15 protein-coding genes and 2 tRNA genes are annotated in these 22,070 nt (G+C 36.5%); 9 read left to right on the top strand and 8 right to left on the bottom strand.

The window, feature by feature from the left end; translation table 11 throughout:
* The coding region (locus tag N2Z72_08425) for a PKD domain-containing protein (protein ID MCX7697698.1) at positions 1-2,880 on the top strand (2,880 nt) is incomplete at its 5' end.
* A 14-nt stretch (positions 2,881-2,894) separates the two neighbouring features.
* The gene (locus tag N2Z72_08420; protein ID MCX7697697.1) at positions 2,895-6,038 is read left to right on the top strand and encodes a PKD domain-containing protein; all 3,144 of its coding nucleotides are present in this window, start codon (positions 2,895-2,897) and stop codon (positions 6,036-6,038) included.
* A gap of 46 nt (positions 6,039-6,084) precedes the next feature.
* On the opposite strand, the gene rpsT is transcribed toward N2Z72_08420, so the two are convergent.
* The 3 genes from rpsT to N2Z72_08405 form a co-directional block, all read right to left on the bottom strand.
* Positions 6,085-6,348, bottom strand: coding sequence for a 30S ribosomal protein S20 (gene rpsT, locus N2Z72_08415; GenBank protein MCX7697696.1), 264 nt, complete (start codon positions 6,346-6,348; stop codon positions 6,085-6,087).
* A 15-nt stretch (positions 6,349-6,363) separates the two neighbouring features.
* Positions 6,364-6,438 (bottom strand) — tRNA-Glu (locus tag N2Z72_08410).
* A gap of 59 nt (positions 6,439-6,497) precedes the next feature.
* On the bottom strand, positions 6,498-7,187 hold the full coding sequence (locus N2Z72_08405) for a hypothetical protein (GenBank protein MCX7697695.1): 690 nt from the start codon (positions 7,185-7,187) through the stop codon (positions 6,498-6,500).
* 66 nt (positions 7,188-7,253) lie between these two features.
* On the opposite strand from N2Z72_08405, the gene N2Z72_08400 reads away from it, so the two are divergent.
* The 6 genes from N2Z72_08400 to N2Z72_08375 all read left to right on the top strand — a co-directional run bounded on the left by N2Z72_08400 (position 7,254) and on the right by N2Z72_08375 (position 14,156).
* Entirely contained in the window at positions 7,254-9,467 is a 2,214-nt protein-coding gene (locus tag N2Z72_08400; GenBank protein MCX7697694.1) for a S41 family peptidase, read from the top strand.
* Positions 9,468-9,470: 3 nt separating this feature from the next.
* A complete protein-coding gene (locus tag N2Z72_08395; GenBank protein ID MCX7697693.1) occupies positions 9,471-10,244 on the top strand; it encodes a glycosyltransferase family 2 protein in 774 nt (257 codons plus the stop codon).
* Positions 10,245-10,271: 27 nt separating this feature from the next.
* Positions 10,272-10,345: transfer RNA gene (locus tag N2Z72_08390), tRNA-Ala, on the top strand.
* Between the two features lie 23 nt (positions 10,346-10,368).
* Complete coding sequence (gene rlmN, locus N2Z72_08385; GenBank protein ID MCX7697692.1) at positions 10,369-11,382, top strand: 23S rRNA (adenine(2503)-C(2))-methyltransferase RlmN; 1,014 nt, start codon at positions 10,369-10,371, stop codon at positions 11,380-11,382.
* Between the two features lies 1 nt (position 11,383).
* A complete protein-coding gene (locus tag N2Z72_08380; GenBank protein MCX7697691.1) occupies positions 11,384-12,493 on the top strand; it encodes an ABC transporter permease in 1,110 nt (369 codons plus the stop codon).
* Positions 12,494-12,503: 10 nt separating this feature from the next.
* Positions 12,504-14,156, top strand: coding sequence for a tetratricopeptide repeat protein (locus N2Z72_08375; GenBank protein ID MCX7697690.1), 1,653 nt, complete (start codon positions 12,504-12,506; stop codon positions 14,154-14,156).
* 16 nt (positions 14,157-14,172) lie between these two features.
* Here the strand turns inward: N2Z72_08375 and N2Z72_08370 are convergent, their stop codons facing one another.
* On the bottom strand, positions 14,173-14,829 hold the full coding sequence (locus tag N2Z72_08370; protein MCX7697689.1) for an ABC transporter ATP-binding protein: 657 nt from the start codon (positions 14,827-14,829) through the stop codon (positions 14,173-14,175).
* A 79-nt stretch (positions 14,830-14,908) separates the two neighbouring features.
* On the opposite strand from N2Z72_08370, the gene N2Z72_08365 reads away from it, so the two are divergent.
* Complete coding sequence (locus N2Z72_08365; GenBank protein MCX7697688.1) at positions 14,909-16,162, top strand: aminotransferase class I/II-fold pyridoxal phosphate-dependent enzyme; 1,254 nt, start codon at positions 14,909-14,911, stop codon at positions 16,160-16,162.
* Between the two features lie 64 nt (positions 16,163-16,226).
* On the opposite strand, the gene N2Z72_08360 is transcribed toward N2Z72_08365, so the two are convergent.
* The 4 genes from N2Z72_08360 to N2Z72_08345 form a co-directional block, all read right to left on the bottom strand.
* Positions 16,227-20,207, bottom strand: coding sequence for a T9SS type A sorting domain-containing protein (locus N2Z72_08360; GenBank protein ID MCX7697687.1), 3,981 nt, complete (start codon positions 20,205-20,207; stop codon positions 16,227-16,229).
* 4 nt (positions 20,208-20,211) lie between these two features.
* Positions 20,212-20,586 carry a hypothetical protein gene (locus N2Z72_08355; GenBank protein MCX7697686.1) on the bottom strand — a complete coding sequence of 125 codons (375 nt, stop codon included), beginning with the start codon at positions 20,584-20,586 and terminating at the stop codon, positions 20,212-20,214.
* Between the two features lie 101 nt (positions 20,587-20,687).
* Positions 20,688-21,737 carry a T9SS type A sorting domain-containing protein gene (locus tag N2Z72_08350; protein ID MCX7697685.1) on the bottom strand — a complete coding sequence of 350 codons (1,050 nt, stop codon included), beginning with the start codon at positions 21,735-21,737 and terminating at the stop codon, positions 20,688-20,690.
* Between the two features lie 14 nt (positions 21,738-21,751).
* The coding region (locus N2Z72_08345; protein ID MCX7697684.1) for a hypothetical protein at positions 21,752-22,070 on the bottom strand (319 nt) is incomplete at its 5' end.

Raw genomic sequence — 22,070 nt, 5'->3', positions numbered from 1 at the left:
CCATCGTTTGTTCGTTCCCAACTTCCTGCATTAAACAATTCTTTACTTCCGTTGGTTTTCTCCATTAACTGCCAATCTGGGAATTTTATAGAGAATGATGGTTTTGCAGAGGAATTTTTTAAACTTTCTGGTAAAGGTGCCATAGGGGTTTTTTCGCACGTGGCGACAAGCTACAGTGGTTACAACGATGCCCTCATATTGGGTATGATAGATGCTATGTTTCCTTTTCCTGGGCTCAATCCTATTTTTACTGGAACTGCGGCTCAGCCTTCTGTGATCACGCCTCATGCTCAGCTAACAAAACCTGGTGAAATTGCACTTCAGGGGCTTTTACGAATGACTCAAACATGGGGCAATCTTTGGAACTTAGAAAAACGCACTTTCCATTTACTTCATTACTTTGGGGATCCCTCTATGGAAATTATGTTATATCCACCACAAACTCTTCAAGTGAATTTTTTCCCTTATGTGACATGCCACGATAGCTTGCTTCGTGTCATTTCAAGTAATGCGGATTCGATAACACTCGTAGTAACTCAAAACAACAAGATTTTAAAGAAACTCTTACTTAAACAAACCGATTCGATCGTTGCCATTACGCCGCCTATTGCAGGAACACCTATTACCATAGCAGCAATAAAAAAAGGCTACATACCTCACATTCAACAATTTCAAGTGTGGGGTAATTGCTTTAAACCTCAGTTAAGGATTACAGGTAACTACTGTATTGAAGAACCAATGAAGTTTGAGGTTCAGCCTTCTTCTCCTTTTTCTTATGTTTCATGGAATTTTGGCCCGAATGCTATTTCCTCACATGCTTCTGGAAATGGACCTCATGAAGTAAAATTTTTAGATGATGGATGGCATATTATCGAAGCAAATGTGCAAATGCGAGATTCTATCTATGTATTGCGAGATACCATTTGGATAGATGAGACTTGTCCCATTAGAGCAAGTATGGGAAAACGAGTTATTTACCAATGTAATGGCACATTTCAAACCAACGATACATTTCATTTTTATAAGCCTCTCGTAACAGACACTTTAATTGTCATTTCTCCAGGAGCGAGTATGATGCAAATTTTTGCTTTACGTTTCCAGGTGGCTGCAGGCGATACACTATTCATCTTCAGGTTTTCAGGAAATGCACCTTTTCTAATCGATAAATTTTATGAAGGAAAATCACTATCATTTTTGCAAGTAACGGGGGATCGTTTCATGTTAATATGGAAAAGTGATCCATCCCTTCAGGGGGATGGGATTGAATTGAGGTGGGAATGTACACCAGCCCAACTTCCTCCCATTGCAGCTGCTGAAATAGTAGATTTCGATCCGTGTTCAGGCACCATAATTTTGAAGGATACGAGTCGTAACCAACCCGAACAAATTACATGGTTTTTCTCCGATGGTTCGACGTATCATTTGCCTGTTGTTGTGCATCAATTTCAAGATACTGGGTGTTACCAAGTTAGCTTAGTTGTGTCGAACAACTATGGAAATGATACGTTATTGATCTCTCCATTTTGCTTGCAACCTCTGACTCCTCCTGTTTTTTCTACATATTTTCTTTGTCAGCCAGATTTTCTACATTTTATTTCACAGGACACACTTTTGTGGTATGTTTCATCTTTTGTCGAACACCCGCTCAAAGTGGATACTTCTTTCACATTTTGGTATAATGGTCAGGAAAAAGTGATGGTGAGAAAATTCAGAAAAAAAGATTTGATTCTGGCAGGCAAACAGGATACATCAGGAATGGGCAGTTATATCAACAGTTCTTTTGAACAGCGTTTGTTTTTTGAAGTTCTCAAACCAATTTATTTTGAATCGTTTGATGTCTATTCGATGATCGCTCAGCAAGGAAGATTTTTTTTGCTTTCTTCTTCAGGCGATACCATATGGAAAGCTGCCCTTACTCTTGTTGCAGGAAAAAATACCATTGCTGTGAAAAGATATCTTACACCTGGAGAACCATATTCCTTAGTGATTGCTCCGAACGTGATATTGTTTAAAAACTATTTTTCTCAAGCATTCTATCCAGCATATTATGAAAATCTTGTAAAGCTGAGTGGTTCAAATTCTTTGGATGGTGGCTTATTTGATTATCCTGGCTTATACAGATGGCGATTATGGGATCTTTGTTTATCTGGTTTTGATACGATTCATGTTAATTTAAATTTTACTTCTTTGCCGGAAGAAAAAAAGTATTATTTCTGTCAGGGCGATAGCGTACGACTTTTTTCGCAGGATACTACACCTGTGTTGTGGATGCCCCATTTAATTTTGGGTTCGTATTTAGATGTTTACAATACAGGAACGTACTATGCTATAATTGAAGATAGTTCTTGTGTAAATCAGAGCAGTGTTTTTGAGATTACCTTTTTGCCTCCAGCTGAACAGGTAGGTATCATATATCAACAGCAGGGACTTACCTTTACTTTTACACCTACCCATTCAGGTCTTGTTTATGAATGGGATCTTGGTGATGGTACGATTAGCTATCTTGAGAATATTGTTCATACATATAGTGATTCGATGGAACGGACGGTTACTTTGACTACATATAGTCCCTGTGGTATTGCACAAGTGGATACGCTGATTTTTCATCATGAAGTTATAACTTCCCCATCTATTGAATCAGAAAACATCCTTATTTATCCAAACCCTGTAGCTGATTTTTTGCACATAAAAGCTAGCGAACCTTTAAATAAGATTGAAATTTACACCGTAAGCGGTGAAAAGCTATATGTTTTCAATTCAGATAATGTTAAGGAAAGTTTTTTCTTTTTCCCAATGAACTTGTCAGCGGGTGTTTACTATGTACATGTAACTACACACTTTCATGTTTATGTAGCTTGCATTGTTGTTACTAAAAAATAATGTAATTTAGTACTATGAAAATTTGTGCATTCTTATTCTTCTTATGGGTTTGTATATTGTTTGGGCAGATTCCAACAAGTGGTCTCATAGCGTGGTACATGGCTGATTCTGTAGTTGAGGTAGCTGGAAGAGCTCAAATTTTGAAGGATAACAGTGGAAATGGCTACCACCTCCAGCAAAATACCGTGGCAAATCAACCTTTTGTAATACAAAATGGCTTAAACTATCATAAGGTTCTCAGGTTTTCTGGCAATCAATGGATGGAAAAAGATTTTGGTACCAATTATAATCAGCCTGTAACTATTTTTCTAATTTTCAATATTACCAACAACACAGGTTTGCATTTTATTTTTGATTGGTATAGTCCACGTTTCACTTCTTATTTATCTTCCAATTCTTTATATCAATTTGCTGGTATTGGTGGTTTTTTTCTATCTTATTTTTCAACTTTTCCATTTATATTATTGAGATTGGAATATAATGGAGCCAACTCTAAAATAGTTATTAATGAATCCATTCTTACCGTTGGGCATCCTGGTACAAATCACATGGCAGGTTTCCTACTAGGGAGGGCAAGTTTCACAACGTTGTACAATTTAATTGGAGATGTTGCAGAAATATTAATTTATAATCGAATATTAACTCTCAGCGAAATTACTTCTGTTCGGAATTATCTTTACAATAAATATGCTCCCCCTCCTGTGAATTTGGGACCAGATAAAAATATTAATTATGGTTTTTGTCCTGTTACATTAACTGCAGATTCAGGTTATGTTTCGTATTTATGGTCCACAGGAGCTACGTCTCGCTCCATTCAAGTTACTAAAAGTGGTACATATTGGGTGGAAGCAAAGGACATATTCAACAGGATTAGCAGAGATACCATTAATGTAAGTTTCCCATTTATTCCCATGAGAGATACACTCTTCTGTCTTGGAGATACGATTACTGTTACGCCTCAACTCACAGGATTTTACCACATTTATTGGAATGATACAATTTATAATAATTCATTAAATATTTTTAAACCCGGGCAATATCGTGTTAAAATAGTTGATACTACCATATCTTCATGCTTCATAGTTGATACATTTGTTGTCGGTGCTGATTCTTTATCATATTATTTCACACTTGGTCAGGACACATCAGTTTGCCAATACTCTTGGATACAGCCTGAACCATACAACGGGCAGATATCTAAATATTTATGGAGTACTGGTGATACCACTAATAAGATTCGAATAAATTCTGCAGGCTTATATTGGTGCGAAGTTAAAGATCCATTTGGTTGCAAGGCACGCGATTCTATTTATGTATCCTTACGGGGTAAAAGGCCAGTTACTGCTTTTGTTGCAGATACGGTTTGCTATGGTGATAGTACGACTTTATATAACCTAAGTTATGCATTTACTCCCGAACAAATTGCTCACGCTACGTGGTATATCCCCGGGATAGATACTATCTATCAAACACATTCATTTTCATCACCGTTTAAAATACGTTTTTTAAACACTGGATATCATCCTATCAAACTTGTGGTTGTTACTGATTCTGGTTGTATAGGGGATACTATTCAGAACGTAAAAATTAGGCAATTGCCAGTTGCTAATTTTAAACCATTATATGCTTGTAGTAGAAAACCTGCATTATTTTCTGATCAGAGTCATTCATCGGAAGGTTTTATTAGTGGTTGGAGTTGGATTATTAATGAGGACACCGTTCAAGGTCAGTCGTTTGTTTATTACGAATTTGATTCTATTGGATATTATCCTGTCACTTTAATAGTGCAAAATAGTTTAGGATGTAGAAATTCAGTTACAAAACCAGTACTTGTTCGTGAGACTCCACGGGCAAATTTCTTCGTAGATGAATCTTGTTTTGGTCAACCGGTTTATTTTTTCGATAGCACAGTCGTATCTCCCTTTGCATATGTTGAGTCTAGGATGTACAATTTTGGCGATGGAAATACTAGTAGCTTTGCGAATCCTTCTCATATTTATGATTCTGTTGGTCAGTACACTGTCACATATTGGGTCAAAAGTGTTAACGGTTGTAGTGATACGATCACAAAAACCATCATTGTTCATCCTTTTCCTGTATTAAATTATAGTTACACTTTGCCGTGTGAGAAGAAAAATATATGTTTTTCGGATAGTTCCTGGCTCATTTTAGATTCGATCAAACAAGTGATATGGATTATCGAAGGAGATACTTTGGAAGGAAAACGAGTTTGTTACTTTTTACAGGACACATCAACCATACATGTTAATGTGAAAGTGTATTCAAATTTTGAATGTATGGTAGATTCTGCTTTTGTTGTGAAGGTTAACCCAACTCCATATGCAAACTTTGACGTACAACCAGAATATGGAACGCCACCATTGGATGTTCAATGCTTCAATTACTCTATTGGAGCTACTTCTTATGCTTGGTTTTTCGGAGATAATGGATTTTCTTCAGATATCAACCCCTTACATACTTACACTCAAGAAGGAATTTATTTTATTCAGTTAATAGCTTACAATAATGCAGGTTGTTCAGATACAGCATGGAGAAATGTTTATGTAATTCCTTCCATACTTGATCTGATCATAACAGAACTTTCGTGGAAAGATAGTTTGGGTTTTGTCTATCCCTCTTTCATTGTTTACAACAATAGCACAAGACGCATACGTAGCATTGCCCTCGATGCTCAAATAGAAAGAGGATTTCCGATCAGGGAAACATGGAAAGGTGTACTAAATCCCGGTGAAACTCTCGAATATCATTTTCATGCAGGCTTGGGTTACAATAAAGATGAAAGTATTACTCTATGCGGGTATGTTGAGGCTTTAGATGTCCCGGGTCAAGAAGATATGAACCCGTCAAATAATTTTGTTTGCACTTCGAATGCTCGTGAATTATTTCTTATGCAACCCTTTCCCAATCCTTCGCAGGGCAATATTTCTTTCGATCTATTCCTACCGGAATCCGGGTCTGGTTTTCTATTTGTATATGACATTCATGGCAGGAAGATTAAAGAATATTCATTTACAGCTACCCATTCGGGGATGTTAAGAATAGATCTGTCGTTAAACGATATACTTAATTCGCTTTACTATATGTGCGTTGAATTCAATACAGAAAGAATTTGCTTACCTTTCATAATTTCTCGTTAAGAAAAGTAGGTAAAATTGAATAAATCTAAAATACAAACGAAATTTTCTAGGTGCTCGACTGATGTGCAAAAGCTTTTTTCATGACAACAGATTTCAAACGGGCAGCCTTGTTTGGATGAATGATTCCTCTTTTCTTATTTTTGTCGATCAAAGAAATGAGTGAAGATATTTTTTGCTTTATTTCTTCGGGATTGCTTAATAATTTAAATTTTTTGATAGCATTTTTCATGGTTTTTGCATAGTACCTATTGTATGCACGGCGTTGAATGTTCTGACGTATTCTTTTTTTTGCAGATTTGTGATGTGCCATAGTAAAAAAAATTTGTAGCCCGTAGGGGATTCGAACCCCTGATTTCCAGGATGAAAACCTGGCGTCCTAGGCCAGCTAGACGAACGGGCCATTGAATTCGCTTGCAAAGTTACATGTTTTTTCGAAAAGTGCAACTTTTTCTGTAAAAATTATTTGAAAGAATTGTCCCATTTTGATTGAAAGCCAATTTTACGTGTTTGAGAATAATGAGTTTGATCCACGATAGTAAGATAATCTTGAACACAAATTTTTTCTACTTCCTGGAATGAAGCTTGAGGAAAATCTAAATCGATGAGAAAATGAATGGCATTGACTATGACTTTTCTAGCAATCAGATTACCCATAGGTTTTGGCATGCTTGGGGTAATTACACCTAATTCGCCTTTGCCCTCAACAATACAATCGTAATCTTTGTTAATAAAAATCCGTGCTAGTAAGATACCCATATCATTAGCTCTCTGATTGAAAAGAGAATCAGTCTTGAAATAATAAACATGAATTATGCAGGCAAGTCTGTTTTCTGGTGAAGTTTGTTTGAAAAGATAAGATATTGGGAAAATACCATTTCTTAATCCAGTGTCGTATACATGGTTTGGCAAGAAGAAAGCCAATGCTTTTTCACCAATACTACATTCAAACTCATAATCACCTTTGTCTTTTAGCTGTAAAACTACCTGATGATGTAGATAATTCATGTTTTTTCTCAAGTCTGACAAAAGAAGTTGAAATTCTTTTTTTAACAAATTCAAAGCTTTTTGTCCTTGTTCTAAAATGATAGAATCTAGATTATGCTTATGTTCAATTTTAGCTGCTAAATCCTTGACGGTAATAGAATTCATTTTTAAAACAAAAATAAGATTTTTTTACCTGTTTATGGATAGACATTTGCTAACTTTGAAAAAAAAATGAAACATCTTGCTGGTTTGATTGTAATGTCGGCATTTTTTTTCTTACAAAGCCAAATTAGCATTCCATGGTCTTTTGATTTTGGCTTTGAATCTGTTCCATTGGGTAACCAATTGCCAGAGATGTGTTATTTTTGGGGCGAGGGTGGTCAAATAGAAATACAGGATGTGTACTATAAAGATGGCAAACAAGCACTTTTACTTATAAAAGAACATGTTTCTGCACCGGTAATTATAGTTTTTGAGATCCCTTTTATTTATAAGGCTCGAACTATCGAACTTACAGGTTATATCAAAAACGAGGACGTTCGACTTGGGCATACTTCTCTTTTTATGCAGATGGAGAGTCGAGGTAAAATCACTTTGAAAAGAACCAACATGAACAACATCAGTGGTACGAATGACTGGAAATTTTATTCATCGGGTAATATTCCAATACCTGCTCAAACGGACAAAATCTTCGTTGGTGTGATTTTAACTGGAGTTGGAAAAGTTTGGTTAGATCAGCTTGATGTAAAATTAGACGGTAAGCCCTTGAAGGAAGCTACAGTAATTCCCGACAAGGTAAAACCGGCTGATTTGGATACAGCTTTTGCTAAAAAAACCAATGTTCAGATAACTAATTTAAATGATACACTGGTAAAAGATTTACTTCTACTTTGCAAGGTGTGGGGATTTGTAAAATATTATCATCCAACTATTCGCGAGGGTAAATTTAATATTGACAATGAACTCTTCAGATTCCTTCCAGGATATGTTAAAGCAAATCATCGAGATCGAAAAGATACGTTATTCAATTGGTTGAAAAGATTTCCTTTAATTGAAAGCAAAGGAAAATCTTTAAAGATTTCACGTAATTCATTCATCGTTCCATCATATCAGTGGATCAACGATACCATAAGATTTAAGAAAGAGGTTGTGGAAATTCTTACTGCAATTCTTAAGGCAAAAAGAACAACCTCATCTTACTTATTTAGCTTTGACGATCAAGGACGAGTTATTTTTTCTCATGAAAGAAGTTATGAACAAGGTAAGTTGACAGATCATGGTTATGTCTTGCTTACTTTATTCCGTCTTCATGCTTTTTTGACATACTTTTATCCATACACAGGCTTGATGCAAATAACTCCAGACGAAATTGTTTTAACTTACTTACCTTATTTGCTCGAAGCCAAGGACGAGGATACTATTAAGTATTATTTGTTAGAAATCAGTGCATTGATGAAAGACTCTCAAGTTGAACTTTACGATAGAAAAAACTTTTATCAGAATTTTTGGGGAAAGAATCAAGCTAATTATTATGTTGAAATGATTGATCAATTGCCTGTAATCTCTGGATATATTGATCCAAATAAGGTCGAAAGAGATGGATTGCGAGTAGGGGACATTATACGTGATGTAAATGGCGAGCTGCCAAGGCAATTATATACTTTATATCAAAAGTATATATCAGCATCCAATGAAAGTTATTTTGCAAAACGTTTGGCTGCACAACTTCTTAAGACCAACAATGCTCGTATCAATGTTTCTGCAACCAGGGAAGATAAAATACTTTCTCGCACTTTGCTTTGTTACCCAATTTCTTCATTATATTATCAACGAACCATAAATAGCGACATACCTGCCTGGCGATTTGTTACACCGGAAATAGGTTATGTGGACCTGACACTTCTCAAACCCGCCGATGTTCCTGTGGCTATGAAAGATTTATTTTTATCTACTGGCCTTATTTTAGATGCTCGTAATTTGGAATCTGATATTCTTATACAGTCTTTATTGCCATATTTTTCCTCTTCTTCTGTATTGTATTCCAAAGAATTGCGTAATGATGTTAAATTTCCAGGTCACTTTCAAGTTGAAGTAAGAAATTTCACACAACGTTCAAAACATACTTATAATAAGAAGGTAGTAATAATTGTAAATGAAATGACCCGAGGAGGAGGCGAACGATTGGTAATGGCACTCAGGGCATGTAGCAATGTTAGCATTATTGGCAAGAGTAGTGCAGGGTCTCCATCTTTAATATCTTTTCTTCCATTACCTGGCGGAATCAGGCTCTATTTTTCATCGGTTGGGTATTTATTCCCTGATGGTCAAATGGCCCATGGATCTGGTATCCAACTTGATGAACAATTATCTCCCTCTATACAAGGTCTGCTTGATCGTCGGGATGAATTACTAGAACGTGCAGCAAAACTAATAAACAAAAATTAACATATGTCTTATACACCTGTTTCAGCAGTTGTTATTACATTTAATGAAGAACGTAACATTGCCCGGTGTATTGAATCATTATTGCCTGTTTCCGACGAAATTGTAATAGTAGATTCTTTATCGACTGACAAAACCAAAGAGATATGCCTTCAATATCCAGTTCGATTCATCGAACACCCCTTTGAGGGTTATATTGAACAAAAAAACTGGGCAATGGAACAAGCAAAACATGATTACATCCTTTCACTCGACGCAGACGAGGCTCTAGACGAAGATCTCCAGAAACAAATTTTGTCGATCAAAAGAAACATTCAATATGATGCTTATCGAATGAATAGACTAACGAACTATTGTGGGCGTTGGATATATCATGGTGGATGGTATCCTGATAGAAAGATACGACTTTGGAACAAAAAAAAAGGAAAATGGGGTGGAATCAACCCTCATGATAAAGTGATGCTATCTGATAACTCTAAAGTTAAACAATTGAAAGGGAATATACTTCATTATTCCTATTACACCATCGACGAACATTATCGGCAAATTGAAAGATTTACAAAGATCAAAGCAGATGCTATGTTTGAAAAAGGAATTAGAGTTCGTTTCTTCCGCAAATATGCAGCTGCCTTTGTAAAATTTTTGCGTAATTATTTATTTCGTTGGGGTTTTCTGGATGGAAAGGAAGGACTGATTATTGCCTATTTGTCTGCTGGTGCGACTTTCAAAAAATACCATCTTTTGAATAAAAAATGGAAAACATCTAGGTTGTTAAAGTAAAAAAATTGTATTTTTGCATGACAAAGTGGGGCATTAGCTCAGCTGGCTAGAGCGTTAGACTGGCAGTCTAAAGGTCACGAGTTCGAGTCTCGTATGCTCCACAATTTTTTTTATATATTCTTTGATGCGTCTACCAATTATTGGCCTTGATTTAGAAGAAGTTTCACATTTGATTTGTTCACTTCATGGGGCATCATACAACTCAAGGCAGTTACTTACTTGGCTATATCGCAAGAAAGTAAGAAGCATTGATGAAATGACAGATTTACCTAAGACTTTACGACTGAAATTACAAGAACAGCACCATACAGAAATACTTAAACCGAGCCATGTTGCATCCGACAAGGATGGTACAAAAAAATTATTGTTTGAGCATAACGAATTAATATATGAGACAGCTTTAATTCCAGAGGAAAAAAGGTTTACCGTTTGTCTTTCCACACAAACCGGATGTCGTTTTGGATGTAGATTTTGTGCGACTGGAGGAATGATTTTTCGAGGTAATCTTGATGCTTTTCATATTATTCAACAGGTTTATCATGGATTTCTTGAAAGGGATGTGACGAATATTGTTTTTATGGGTATGGGAGAACCTTTGGATAACTTAGAATCAGTTTTGAAGTCTATTCAAATTTTAACAGCTGAATGGGGTTTTGCTTTTCCTTCTAGAAAAATTACTGTTTCTACGGTAGGACTACAACCCGCACTTCAAAAGTTAATTGATCAAACCAAAGTTAATATTGCAATTAGTTTACATTCTCCATTTCATGAAGAGAGAAAGTATTTAATGCCAGTTGAAAATGCTCATCCAATTATGGAAGTCTTAGATTCTATTCAGTGGAGGAACTGGCCAAGAACTCGTCGACTCACTTTTGAGTATATTTTACTGAAAGATATCAATGATTCTTATGCACATGCTCGAACATTGGCAAAGCTTGCTTTGCGATATCGTGCGCGAGTTAATTTAATTCAATTTAACCCCGTTGAAAGGCATCCAGAATTGCTCTCTCCTTCTGAAAATCGTATTGTAGAGTTTGAATCATGGCTTCGTGCAAAAAGGGTGTCTGTTACGCTTAGGAAATCTCGAGGACAAAAAATCCATGCGGCTTGTGGAATGCTTGCAGCTAAAATAGTTTAACATGCCTTTTCGATCATGGCTTTCACGTTTTGCCTTAATCTTATTGATAATTGTTTTTTTATTGAGTTTCTTTTCTTACCTTTTTATCCCTGATCGTTCGTCATATGCAAATCTGCAAGTGGTTGAAATTGCATTCAAACCTCCTGGATACTCATGTTATTTTTTATACATCCCAACGAGTAGTCTTAAACATAGCTCATGGCTAAAAAGGTTTTGGTCAGGTCATGAAATAACTTATGAAGTTTTGCCATTTGAAAGTTATCAGGTAAGGGGTGATTCTCTCTTTCTCTTCCCTGGAACTATACCTTATCCAAAAAGTGATAGTGTAATTACAGTAAACATGAAGCATCTGTACGAAACTGGAAAGAAACTTGGTTGGATTTCTTCAAGGGAATCATATTCTGTCGATCTTGTAAAAAATGTGTTCATAAAAAAAAAGAAATTTTTGCTAGGTACGGATAAATTGGGTAGGGATTATTTAAGTCGCTTAATTGTTGGAGGAAGGATGAGTTTAATTGCTGGCTTTCTAGGAATGTTGATATCCATAGTAGTTGGTTTTTTAATTGGTATTTTAGCAGGTTTTTGGGGTGGGTGGCTCGATAAAATACTTGTTTGGTTTTTTACTGTAATATGGTCGCTTCCAACCATTTTACTTGTTATGGCTATCTCTTTTGCATTAGGAAAGGGTTACTGGCAGGTATTGATAGCTATAGGTTTGACCATGTGGGTAGATGTTGCTAGGGCGGTGCGTGGGCAGGTTATGTCTGTGAAGGAACGTTTGCATATTACCGCAGCTCGAGCTCTTGGAATTCCTTCTTGGAGAATCATGTTTTTTCACATTTTACCTGAAGTTAGAAGCGTATTGATGGTTCTTGCAGCGAATAGTTTTAATACAGCTATACTTATAGAGTCTGGTGTGAGTTTTTTAGGATTAGGTATTCAGCCACCAGTGCCATCCTGGGGAAATCTTGTCAGAGATTATTACAGTCATCTAGTTTTACCTACTGCTTATTTAGCTCTTTTTCCTGGGTTGCTTATAGCTATTGTCATATTTTGTTTGATGGTTATTGCTAACGAGTTGAGGGATTATTATGATGTAAGAAATGTATAAATTTGTCGAAATGAAAAAGGAAATATTATATTTTTTGTTTTTATTTTTTCCCTGTTTTTTAAGTGCAGAAAATCTCCAGGAAGATCCTCGTGCTTTAAAAATATTACTTGCTGCTTCAGAACTTAGAAATTCCAACTTGCCTCCGGAAGAAATTATAAAAAAATACGATAGCCTAATACAAATATCTGTCTCCTATGGATTTGATTCAATTACAGCTTTTCTATATAATGATCAGGGTTTGATTTTTTACACCAGAGGTTCATATAATTCTGCTCTAGACTGTTTTGTTCGTTCGTTAAGCTATTTTGAGAAAATAAATGATTTGCGTGGCATGGGCATGATTTACAACAACTTGGGGGTTATATCTTTTCAAGCTAAAAATTATTCAAAAAGCATCGAATATTTTCAAAAGTCTCTCGCCATACAGATTCAATTAGGTAACAATCAAAATATTATTGATATCATCAATAACATAGGGTCTGTTCACGAACGGTTAAAAAATTACAAGAAAGCTATTTTTTTTCATAGATTGGCACTTAAACTTGCTCGGCAGGAGTCGTACAAAAAGTCTTTTTATACTTCACTCAATAATTTAGGAGTTGTTTATGAAAATACTCAACATTTTGACAGTGCTCTTTTCTATTACCATAAGGCTATTTCTTTTAAAGATCATATAAGCGAATATGAATATGCTTTAAGTCTTAATAATCTTGCTCGTGTTTATTTACTTATAAATTTGCCCGATAGTGCAAAATCTTATCTTGACTCCGCTTTCTCTATGTCTAGCCGAATAGGTGCCTATGAGAATCTACTGGAAACATACCGGATGTATAGCATGTATTATGAAAAGAAAAATGAGATTCAAAGAGCTTTTGATTATTTAAAACTATTTAAAGACTTAATTCTAAAACTAGATTCACAGAAAGTGGAAGGAAAATTTGAGAATTTTTTATTTCAACAAAATCAAAAACGCTTTGCTAAGGAAAAGAGCTTATTGGAAAATCAGATCCGATTACAGCGAAAAGTGCAGATTTTTTTCGCTTTTTCTACCGTTTTGATTTTAATTGTCTTGGTTTTTGTCATCATTAGCATTAGACAGAGGAATAAACTTCTTGAAGATCAGAAGAAAATTTCCGTACTCGAAAATTTGCGGATGAAAGAAGAAATGGAGAATAAAGAAAGATTAGCCCAACTTGAGAAAGAAAAGATTATGTTAGAATTACAACATAAAGACCGCCAGCTTGCTATTCTTGCTATGCAGATGACAAGTAAAAATGATGTTTTAAAACAAGTAGAATCTCAGTTAGAAAGGATTATCGAAATTTTACCAAAGGGAAAACATTCCCTTTTACAGAAAATCATTAGTTTTATTCGTTCAAATTCAAATGACCAGGAAATGTGGGAAAACTATGTTTTTCATTTTGAAAAAGTTTATCCTAATTTTTTTATGCGTCTTCAAAAATTATATCCCCATCTTAATGCATCCGAACAACGGCTTTGCTCGTATATTTTTATCAATTTAAGCAATAAAGAAATAGCTCACATTTTAGGCATATCAGAATCCAGTGTGAAAATACGAAAAAACAGACTAGCCAAACGCTTAAATCTATCATCGGCTGCGAATTTAAGCGAAATTCTTCGTGATCGGCTTGAGAATTCTTAATTAGTGATTTATTTGTTTACTGAATAATTCCATCTTTAAGATGTATTTGTCTGTCCGAATATGTAGCAAGCTCTGGATTATGAGTGATGATCACAAAAGTTTGATTGAATTCTTCTTTAAGGTTCATGAAAAGAGCATGTAAAGCAAGAGCATTGGCAGAATCAAGATTACCACTTGGTTCATCGGCAAGTATGACATCGGGAGAGTTAATAAGAGCACGTGCAACAGCAACACGTTGTTGTTCGCCACCAGAAAGAGCCGATGGCTTGTGATAAAATCTGTCCTTTAGTCCGAGTCTTTCTAAGAGATAAAAGGCTTTTTCTCTAATTTGCTTTGTTTGATGGTTTGGTGCAAATAGAGCTGGAAGCATTACATTTTCAACGGCAGACAGCTCTGGAATTAGAAAATGAAACTGAAAAACAAATCCAATATGTTTATTCCTGAAAAATGCAAGCTCTTTGGGAGAAAGTTTGAAAATATCTATTCCATCATATAAAACTTGTCCATCGCTTGGTGGTTCAAGTGAGCCCATAATATGAAGTAGGGTGGTTTTACCTGCACCCGAGGCTCCTACTATAGAAACAATTTCTCCAGAATGTATGGTTAAATCAATACCTTTTAAAATGTGTAAAGGTCCATAATATTTATGTATGTTTCTGACTTCTATCTTCATATGGAGTGTAGTTTTCAAAGTTACGTAATTTTTAAGTGAGTCAATGTAAAATGTTGTACTTTTGTAAAAATTTGAAACCGTGGATCTTTTTGAAAAGTTAGATTTAAGTAAAACACCACTCGGACAGTTTTATGAAGTAGCTCATGGTTATTATGCTTTTCCCAAATTAGAAGGCGAGATAGGCCCACGTATGAGGTTTCAAGGGAAGGAGATGCTTGTTTGGAGCTTAAACAATTACCTAGGTTTAGCTAATCATCCTGAAATTCGTAAAGTAGATGCTGAAGCAGCAGCAACTTGGGGCCTTGCTTATCCTATGGGTGCAAGAATGATGAGTGGTCAGACTGATTATCATGAGCAACTTGAACGAGAATTAGCTGAATTTGTTGGTCGCGAAGATGCTTATCTTTTGAACTATGGCTATCAGGGCATGGTAAGCATAATAGACGCTATACTTTCTCGCCACGATGTGGTAGTCTACGATGCAGAAGCTCATGCGTGTATTATTGACGGCATGCGTCTTCATATTGGTCATCGATTCATGTATGCACATAACGACATGCAAAGCTTAGAAAAACAGTTGCAACACGCAATGAGAATTGTTCAAAAGACAGGTGGTGGCATCCTTGTAATAACTGAAGGAGTATATGGAATGACAGCTGATTTGGGTTATTTACCTGGTATAGTTGAACTTAAACATAAATATCCATTCCGTTTACTTATAGATGACGCCCATGGATTTGGAACTATGGGACCTGATGGCTCTGGCACGGATGCCCATTTTGGTGTAAGAGAACATGTTGATTTATATTTCGGAACTTTTGCTAAAGCTATGGCAGGTATCGGAGCTTTTATAGCTGGTCCAAAGAAGGTTATTAATTACCTTCGCTACAACATGCGAAGTCAGATTTATGCCAAGTCGCTTCCTATGCCCATGGTAATTGGCTCACTTAAACGTTTGGAAATGCTTCGGACCATGCCCGAACTTAGGGAAAAATTGTGGACTATTGTGCGTGCTCTTCAAGATGGGCTTCGTAAGGAAGGGTTCGATCTTGGCAAAACCAATTCCCCTGTTACCCCTGTTTACTTGAAGGGAGGGCCAGCAGAAGCCAGCAACTTAATTTATGACTTACGTGAAAATTACCGAATTTTCTGTTCTGTTGTGACATATCCCGTTATTCCAAAAGGACAAATTATTATTCGTATGATACCTACAGCTGCTCATTCTCTTAGCGATGTTGAATATACTCTTCATGCATTCAAAGAAATTAAAGATAAGCTTTTTTCTGGTCAATATGCTCAAATGGGTATTCGTAATGTTGGTCTAACTCAATAGAAAATTATTCATAAATAAAAAAGCCACCTTATGGTGGCTTTTTTTGTTGTTTTTATGTAATTCATTATTTTGTTTTGATGAATGAATGGCTAAAGAGCAAGCCCCCTTTATCGCTAATAGCTTGCAATGTATAATTACCTGCCGACAAATTCGAAACATCGTATTTGAGTTTTAATTGTCCGTGATAGGACGTAACTTTATCCATGATCATTTGGTGACCTTGTTGATCAACTAAATACAGATCAAACGGGGTACCGTCCGATTGAACGACAATAAATAGTTCATTTTCAACCGGATTTGGATAAACATTGGTAAGCTGCACTCTTTCATTCTGGCTCCCTACCATAATGGTTGATGAATAAAATTCTTCTCCATTACAATCAACTTGTTTTAGTCGATAATAAGCATACCCTATGGGAGCATCCTCATCAATAAAATCGTAAGATTGAGGGGTAGAACTATTACCAGCTGCAGGCACTTTACCTAAATCCTTGAATTGATCGCCATTTATTAATCGTTGAACTACAAAATAATCACTATTCCTTTCAGTAGCTGTTTGCCAATATAGACGATTTATACCAGGCTTTTCAACTTTGCCATTAAATGAAAGAAATTCTACAGGTAAAACTATACATCCAGTGCAGTTACACGTAAGTCTCCAAGCTTGATTGGTTGCATTCCAAACCGTATAATTGTAGCCTGCAGGGAATCTTGCAATACTACCGTTGTAATTATGAATACCCATAATGGCCATGCCTTCATTCCATCCCGTGCAAGCTTGCTTATTTTGTAAATGAATTTCAATATTGTTGGTGGTTTCAAAAAGTTTTAGTTGCCCTGTGAAAGTATAGCCTGAGCAGGAAGTGCCAAACAATGGTATGTTAACAAAGCTCAACACAAATCTTCGGTTAGGAGCTGTTCCTAAGATTTGATAATAGATTGAACCGCCACTACTTGGATCGGTATCTTGCCAGGGGAAAAGGATAGCGTTACGTGGGGCATTGGTGGTATTGGGAATAGGACTGTCGGAATCCCAACTGCTATAACCGCCCGGGGTAGCATTTCCGTTAGGAAGATTTGTAGCACAGCTGATAGGATCGAAAATTACATAACAATTGGATGATACAAGAAGCTGAGTGAATTGAATACCATCGAAGCAAAATGGAAATCCAATGGGTATATATGAAGAAGAAAAACGATCATCAATGGGTAAAGAAATAAGGTTACCGGTAAAGGGGTCAGGATTATATGCTATCGTACTAACAGTATAATTTAAATTGCAAGTAGGTGCTATGGCTGGACGAATGGAAATATTAAAGTTGGTACAATTAGGTGAAGGATACGTGTCGACCATAATATAATAAGTTGTTCCAGCATTCAAGGTTACACCACAAATACTTGGATTACCTGAGGAACTGGTAGCTGAAGCGACACAAACAACACCTGGTGCATTGGGACAACGATCAGTAACAAAAACTCCTGTGTATGACAAAGTCCCACTTAAAACAATGTCAACTGTTTGTGTAGAAGTGGGAGTATAAACGAATAAGAAATCTTCACCGTTTTGATAATTGGAAAGACATCCTACTGTATTGTTGTAGTCATTTATACCGCAGCAAGTAGTCAATCCTTGCATGTTAAAAGGTATTGATGTGATAGTATAAGCATTAGAACATGTACTGGCTGGAGGTGGTGTTCCTGGATCATAAGCACAAATTTCAAATGGTCCCATCAAATCATTTCCATACTCCCATACTCGGACGTAAATGGTTTCACCAGGAGTAAGAGTACCATTTTGCTCGCAATCACCAGTAATAAGGCAGGAAGTGCCCGCTCTGCAAATCATAGGCATGACACCATTAACGGATTGTAAGTCGTCACATTCAATCAACTGATTAATGTTGTTGCAGTTGTTGGTAGTACTTCTATAAATAGCCATATCCATGTCGGTGGGGCCTCCAGCTGCATCCATGTCAAGTATAAGTCTACCTGAAGGAGGCACCGTTACTTTAAACCAAACATCACCACCCTGGTAATTTCCGCATCCAGGAGCTGGAATACCAGGTTGTAATACTTGAGAAGCAGATGCACATAGATTAGAACTAGTAATAAAACTGCAAAATGAATTTACAGGTAACAAGGTTGCATTGCAAGGTTCATCATTAGCAGGTAGACTTCCATTAATGTTGATCATTACTGCATTAGAGTAACTGGATTGACCTGAATTTGTGCAAGTAGTTCTTAGGCGATAATATGAAGGTTGATGTTCAGGGTATACAGTTATAGGTATGGAAAAATTACACCCACTTAGATCAGACCAATTAACACCATCTTCTGAGTATTGCCAAGCATATTGTATTCCACAGCCACCGCTTATTCCAGTAGCAGAAAGAGTAACAGGATTCCGGGGGCATGTTAAATTAGTAGAAGATGCATTAATGGTGGGTGTGGCTGGCATTCCAGAGCAATTAATTGGAGTCCATCGATATATCTGACCCGTAGCTGGTTTGCTATTAAGTGTAGTAGTCTCGGTTGTTTTGGAAGCTGTTGGGCTTCCACTGGTGTTGTTTAAGGAATAGAAGTCACCGGCTGATCCGCCGTTGATGCCAATTGATGCAGAGGGACTATTAAGATATTGAGTAGCATTTCCATTTCGTTCATAAATAAATTCGATAACATTGGTAGTTTCATACAATTTAACTTGAAAGTTAATTCCCCAAGTAGTGGCACCATAATTCCAAAGCATATGATACCATTCGATCGTCAATACCCTGTTAGGAGCTGTTCCAGTAAGTTGATATCGCACAAATCCATCTGATGCAGTTTTCAAATCATCCCAAAGGGGTGCGATAATATTTCCTACCGTGGTTGCCAATGCATTGGTTAGATAAGCGGAAGTCAAATCGTTGAATGTTAGCCACCCGTTAGTAGAAACTTTGATTTGGGTGTAAGGAATGCAATTATAATAAAAAGTGAAACCAATAGGAATCCACCCAGAAATGGCTTCGTCTGTGTTTGATGGATGAATGTTGGTGGGCGAGGTTAGGGTAGTGTAACTACCACTGACAGCAGTGAAAGAATAAGATAGTACATTAAAACCAGAATTTATAGATACGGGTGTTGAGTAGCTGGTCAGACCACTGTTGATGCATGTCACAGCAAGTCGATAATTTCCAAGAGAAGGACTAGCGATCGTGTAGGGAACGGTAGTGGCTCCTGGTATATTAACCCAAGAAGCTCCTTGTTGATATTGCCATTGATAAGAAATGCCACATCCAATCGAATGACCGGTAGCATTTAGTGTTGAAGGAGTTGTACAGTTGGAAAGGTAAGACGGCGATGCAGAGGCGGTACCTCCTGAGGGTGCTCCACTACAATTAATGGGATCCCATCGGTAAATTTGACCATTAGCGGGTTTGGTACTTAATGTAGTAGTTTCAACTACCTTCGATGCATTGGGATTCGGCCCTGTTCCATCAAGTGAATAAAAATCTCCTGAGGTGTTACCATTTATTCCAATGGAAGCTGAGCCACTATTGACAGCACCGGGGCCTTGTTGATATATGAAATCAATACGATTGCTTGTTTCATACAACTTAACTTGAAAAGAAATGACATCAGCGTTAGCTAGATAATTCCATTCCATTTGAAACCACTCCACTGTAAAAACCCTATTAGGAGCAGTGCCAGTTATGTTATAACGAACCACTCCCGTCGAACTAACCTGCAAATCATCCCAAAGTGGAGCAATGATGTTTCCAACAGTGTTAGACAAGTTGTTTGTAGCATATGAGGAGGTTAAATCGTTAAAGGTTAACCATCCATTGGATGAAACTTTGACTTGTGAGTAAGTCTGACAGTTATATGTAAAGTTAAAACCTATGGGGATCCATCCCGAAATGACATCGTCAACACCAGAAGCATGAATAGTTGTTGCACCTGTTAAAGGTGAGTATGTTCCCGTGGTAGCACTAAAGTTATAACCTAATTGACCAAATAGGTGAAGGCTTGCAATAAAACATAAAATAATTCCCCTTTTTTTCATATGTTTAAAAATTTGATTTTACTGTGCCTTCACAACCTTGAATTTTTTCAATAGGAGTGTATTCTTTTTGAAAAAAACACACATCTGGAAATTTTTTTTCCAAAAAAGCTATGAAATTATTTATTGAGTTAAAGATGAACAAGTCAACAGTTAGTTCTATCAGGTGATGAGAACTACACCATTTTTGAATGTAGATTCCTTCGGTTTTTTGCAATTCATTAATCATTTTAGAAAAAAACTCAATGTTTGGAGTAGAAACCCCTAGAACCAATGGAACAATTTCTTCTTTTGTTTTATTTATCCAAGAAAGTTCTTGTGCATTAAATGCACCATTGAACAAAAGAATAAAAATTAATAACCCCCTTTTTATAAAAAACATAATTTTTTTTACAAAGATATATTATTTTTTAATAAATTAAAACACAAAAAAATACTCATAAATCTTCTAAAAAAATAGATTATTATTCCTTAAAAAAAAAGTTATTCCTTGACAATTTTATAAAACCTAGGTTTAATCCAATCAGAAAAGATTTCGAGATAGTAAACACCAGAAGGCAAATGAGCTAAGTCTAAAGTGGTTTTTGACTGATAAATTTTTTCTTCCATCAGCAATTGCCCTAAGTTATTGCGTAGTCTAACGTAAGTGATGTTACCAGTGTTAACTTCAATAGTAACTGTTTGATACACAGGATTAGGATAAACGCTAAACAATAAGCTTTCGAAGCAAGGTTCTGAAGCACATTCAGCCAAGATCTTTGAAAGTCCATCATGGCTAAACTCAAGTAATCGGTAATATGTAAAATATGTATCGTACTCTTGGACATCATGTACGAAAAATACAATGGTATCTTGATCTTGTATCATCTCATACGGAATGGTAACGTTAGTGAAATTGTATCCATCACTGCTTTTTTGAACTACAAACTGTGGCAAAGGTTCATTTGTTTGAATTTTCCATTTTACTAAAACCACTCTATCCCCTGAACATTTACATTGAAAATCAACAAAATTTATTGGTAAGGGAATATATCCAGAGCAGAAATAACCAAATCCAGCACCAGTGGTGTAACGATATGTAGGGCTGATGATTCGATTTAAACATGAAATACTAAATCCGTCGTTGATGCTGGTTCCGTAGCGTGGGAAGAGGTTTTTGATGTCGCAGGAGATGGCGAATCCGTCGTTGATGGTGTAGCCGAAGCTAGGAGGTATGTTGGAATTGAGGCAGCTGACGTCGAATCCGTCGTTGATGCTGGTTCCGTAGCGTGGGAAGAGGTTTTTGATGTCGCAGGAGATGGCAAATCCGTCGTTGATGGTGTAGCCGAAGCGCGGAGGTATGATGGAGTTGAGGCAGCTGACGTCGAATCCGTCATTAACCGAGGTGCGGTAATAGAAATTTTTGGGATTATTGAAGCAACTTAAAGCAAAACCACTACCTATGGTATAGCCATAATAATCAGTAGGTAATTGTGATAGAATGATTGTACTATAATTTATCATCAATACAATAATGCATACAAAGCGAATCATCCTTATCGAACTGGTTATGGTATTACTGGATGAGCATTGCGTCCACCCCTACCACCATTGTTTAATTGTCTGCCCAAAACGTAATTTACATATCTCCTAAACGAGGTTCGCATATCATCTAGAGGATTATCGAATGAACCTCCTCTCACACCCAAGCCATTAACATCCCAGTTAAGAACGTTGGCATTACCATTTGCATCAAGCATTCCATCACCATGCATACCCGTAAAACTTCTCCCAGTAGCTTTCCCCACACTCACAACAGTTTCGGCTAAATTACCAGATAATTCGAAAACGCCCCAATATGAAGCACCCAACGAATCATTTTGCTTT

This window comes from Bacteroidales bacterium (assembly GCA_026418905.1).
Lineage (GTDB): Bacteria > Bacteroidota > Bacteroidia > Bacteroidales > DTU049 > JAOAAK01.
Note: the sequence above shows the minus strand (reverse complement) of the source record. Positions and strands in the feature narration are given on the sequence as shown.

What these genes read in the sequence shown, in the direction of transcription:
- N2Z72_08420 (MCX7697697.1), top strand. Translation starts at nt 2,895, where the DNA reads ATGAAAATTTGTGCATTCTTATTCTTCTTATGGGTTTGTATATTGTTT.
- rpsT (MCX7697696.1), bottom strand. Translation starts at nt 6,348, where the DNA reads ATGGCACATCACAAATCTGCAAAAAAAAGAATACGTCAGAACATTCAA.
- N2Z72_08405 (MCX7697695.1), bottom strand. Translation starts at nt 7,187, where the DNA reads ATGAATTCTATTACCGTCAAGGATTTAGCAGCTAAAATTGAACATAAG.
- N2Z72_08400 (MCX7697694.1), top strand. Translation starts at nt 7,254, where the DNA reads ATGAAACATCTTGCTGGTTTGATTGTAATGTCGGCATTTTTTTTCTTA.
- N2Z72_08395 (MCX7697693.1), top strand. Translation starts at nt 9,471, where the DNA reads ATGTCTTATACACCTGTTTCAGCAGTTGTTATTACATTTAATGAAGAA.
- rlmN (MCX7697692.1), top strand. Translation starts at nt 10,369, where the DNA reads ATGCGTCTACCAATTATTGGCCTTGATTTAGAAGAAGTTTCACATTTG.
- N2Z72_08380 (MCX7697691.1), top strand. Translation starts at nt 11,384, where the DNA reads ATGCCTTTTCGATCATGGCTTTCACGTTTTGCCTTAATCTTATTGATA.
- N2Z72_08375 (MCX7697690.1), top strand. Translation starts at nt 12,504, where the DNA reads ATGAAAAAGGAAATATTATATTTTTTGTTTTTATTTTTTCCCTGTTTT.
- N2Z72_08370 (MCX7697689.1), bottom strand. Translation starts at nt 14,829, where the DNA reads ATGAAGATAGAAGTCAGAAACATACATAAATATTATGGACCTTTACAC.
- N2Z72_08360 (MCX7697687.1), bottom strand. Translation starts at nt 20,207, where the DNA reads ATGAAAAAAAGGGGAATTATTTTATGTTTTATTGCAAGCCTTCACCTA.
- N2Z72_08355 (MCX7697686.1), bottom strand. Translation starts at nt 20,586, where the DNA reads ATGTTTTTTATAAAAAGGGGGTTATTAATTTTTATTCTTTTGTTCAAT.
- N2Z72_08350 (MCX7697685.1), bottom strand. Translation starts at nt 21,737, where the DNA reads ATGATTCGCTTTGTATGCATTATTGTATTGATGATAAATTATAGTACA.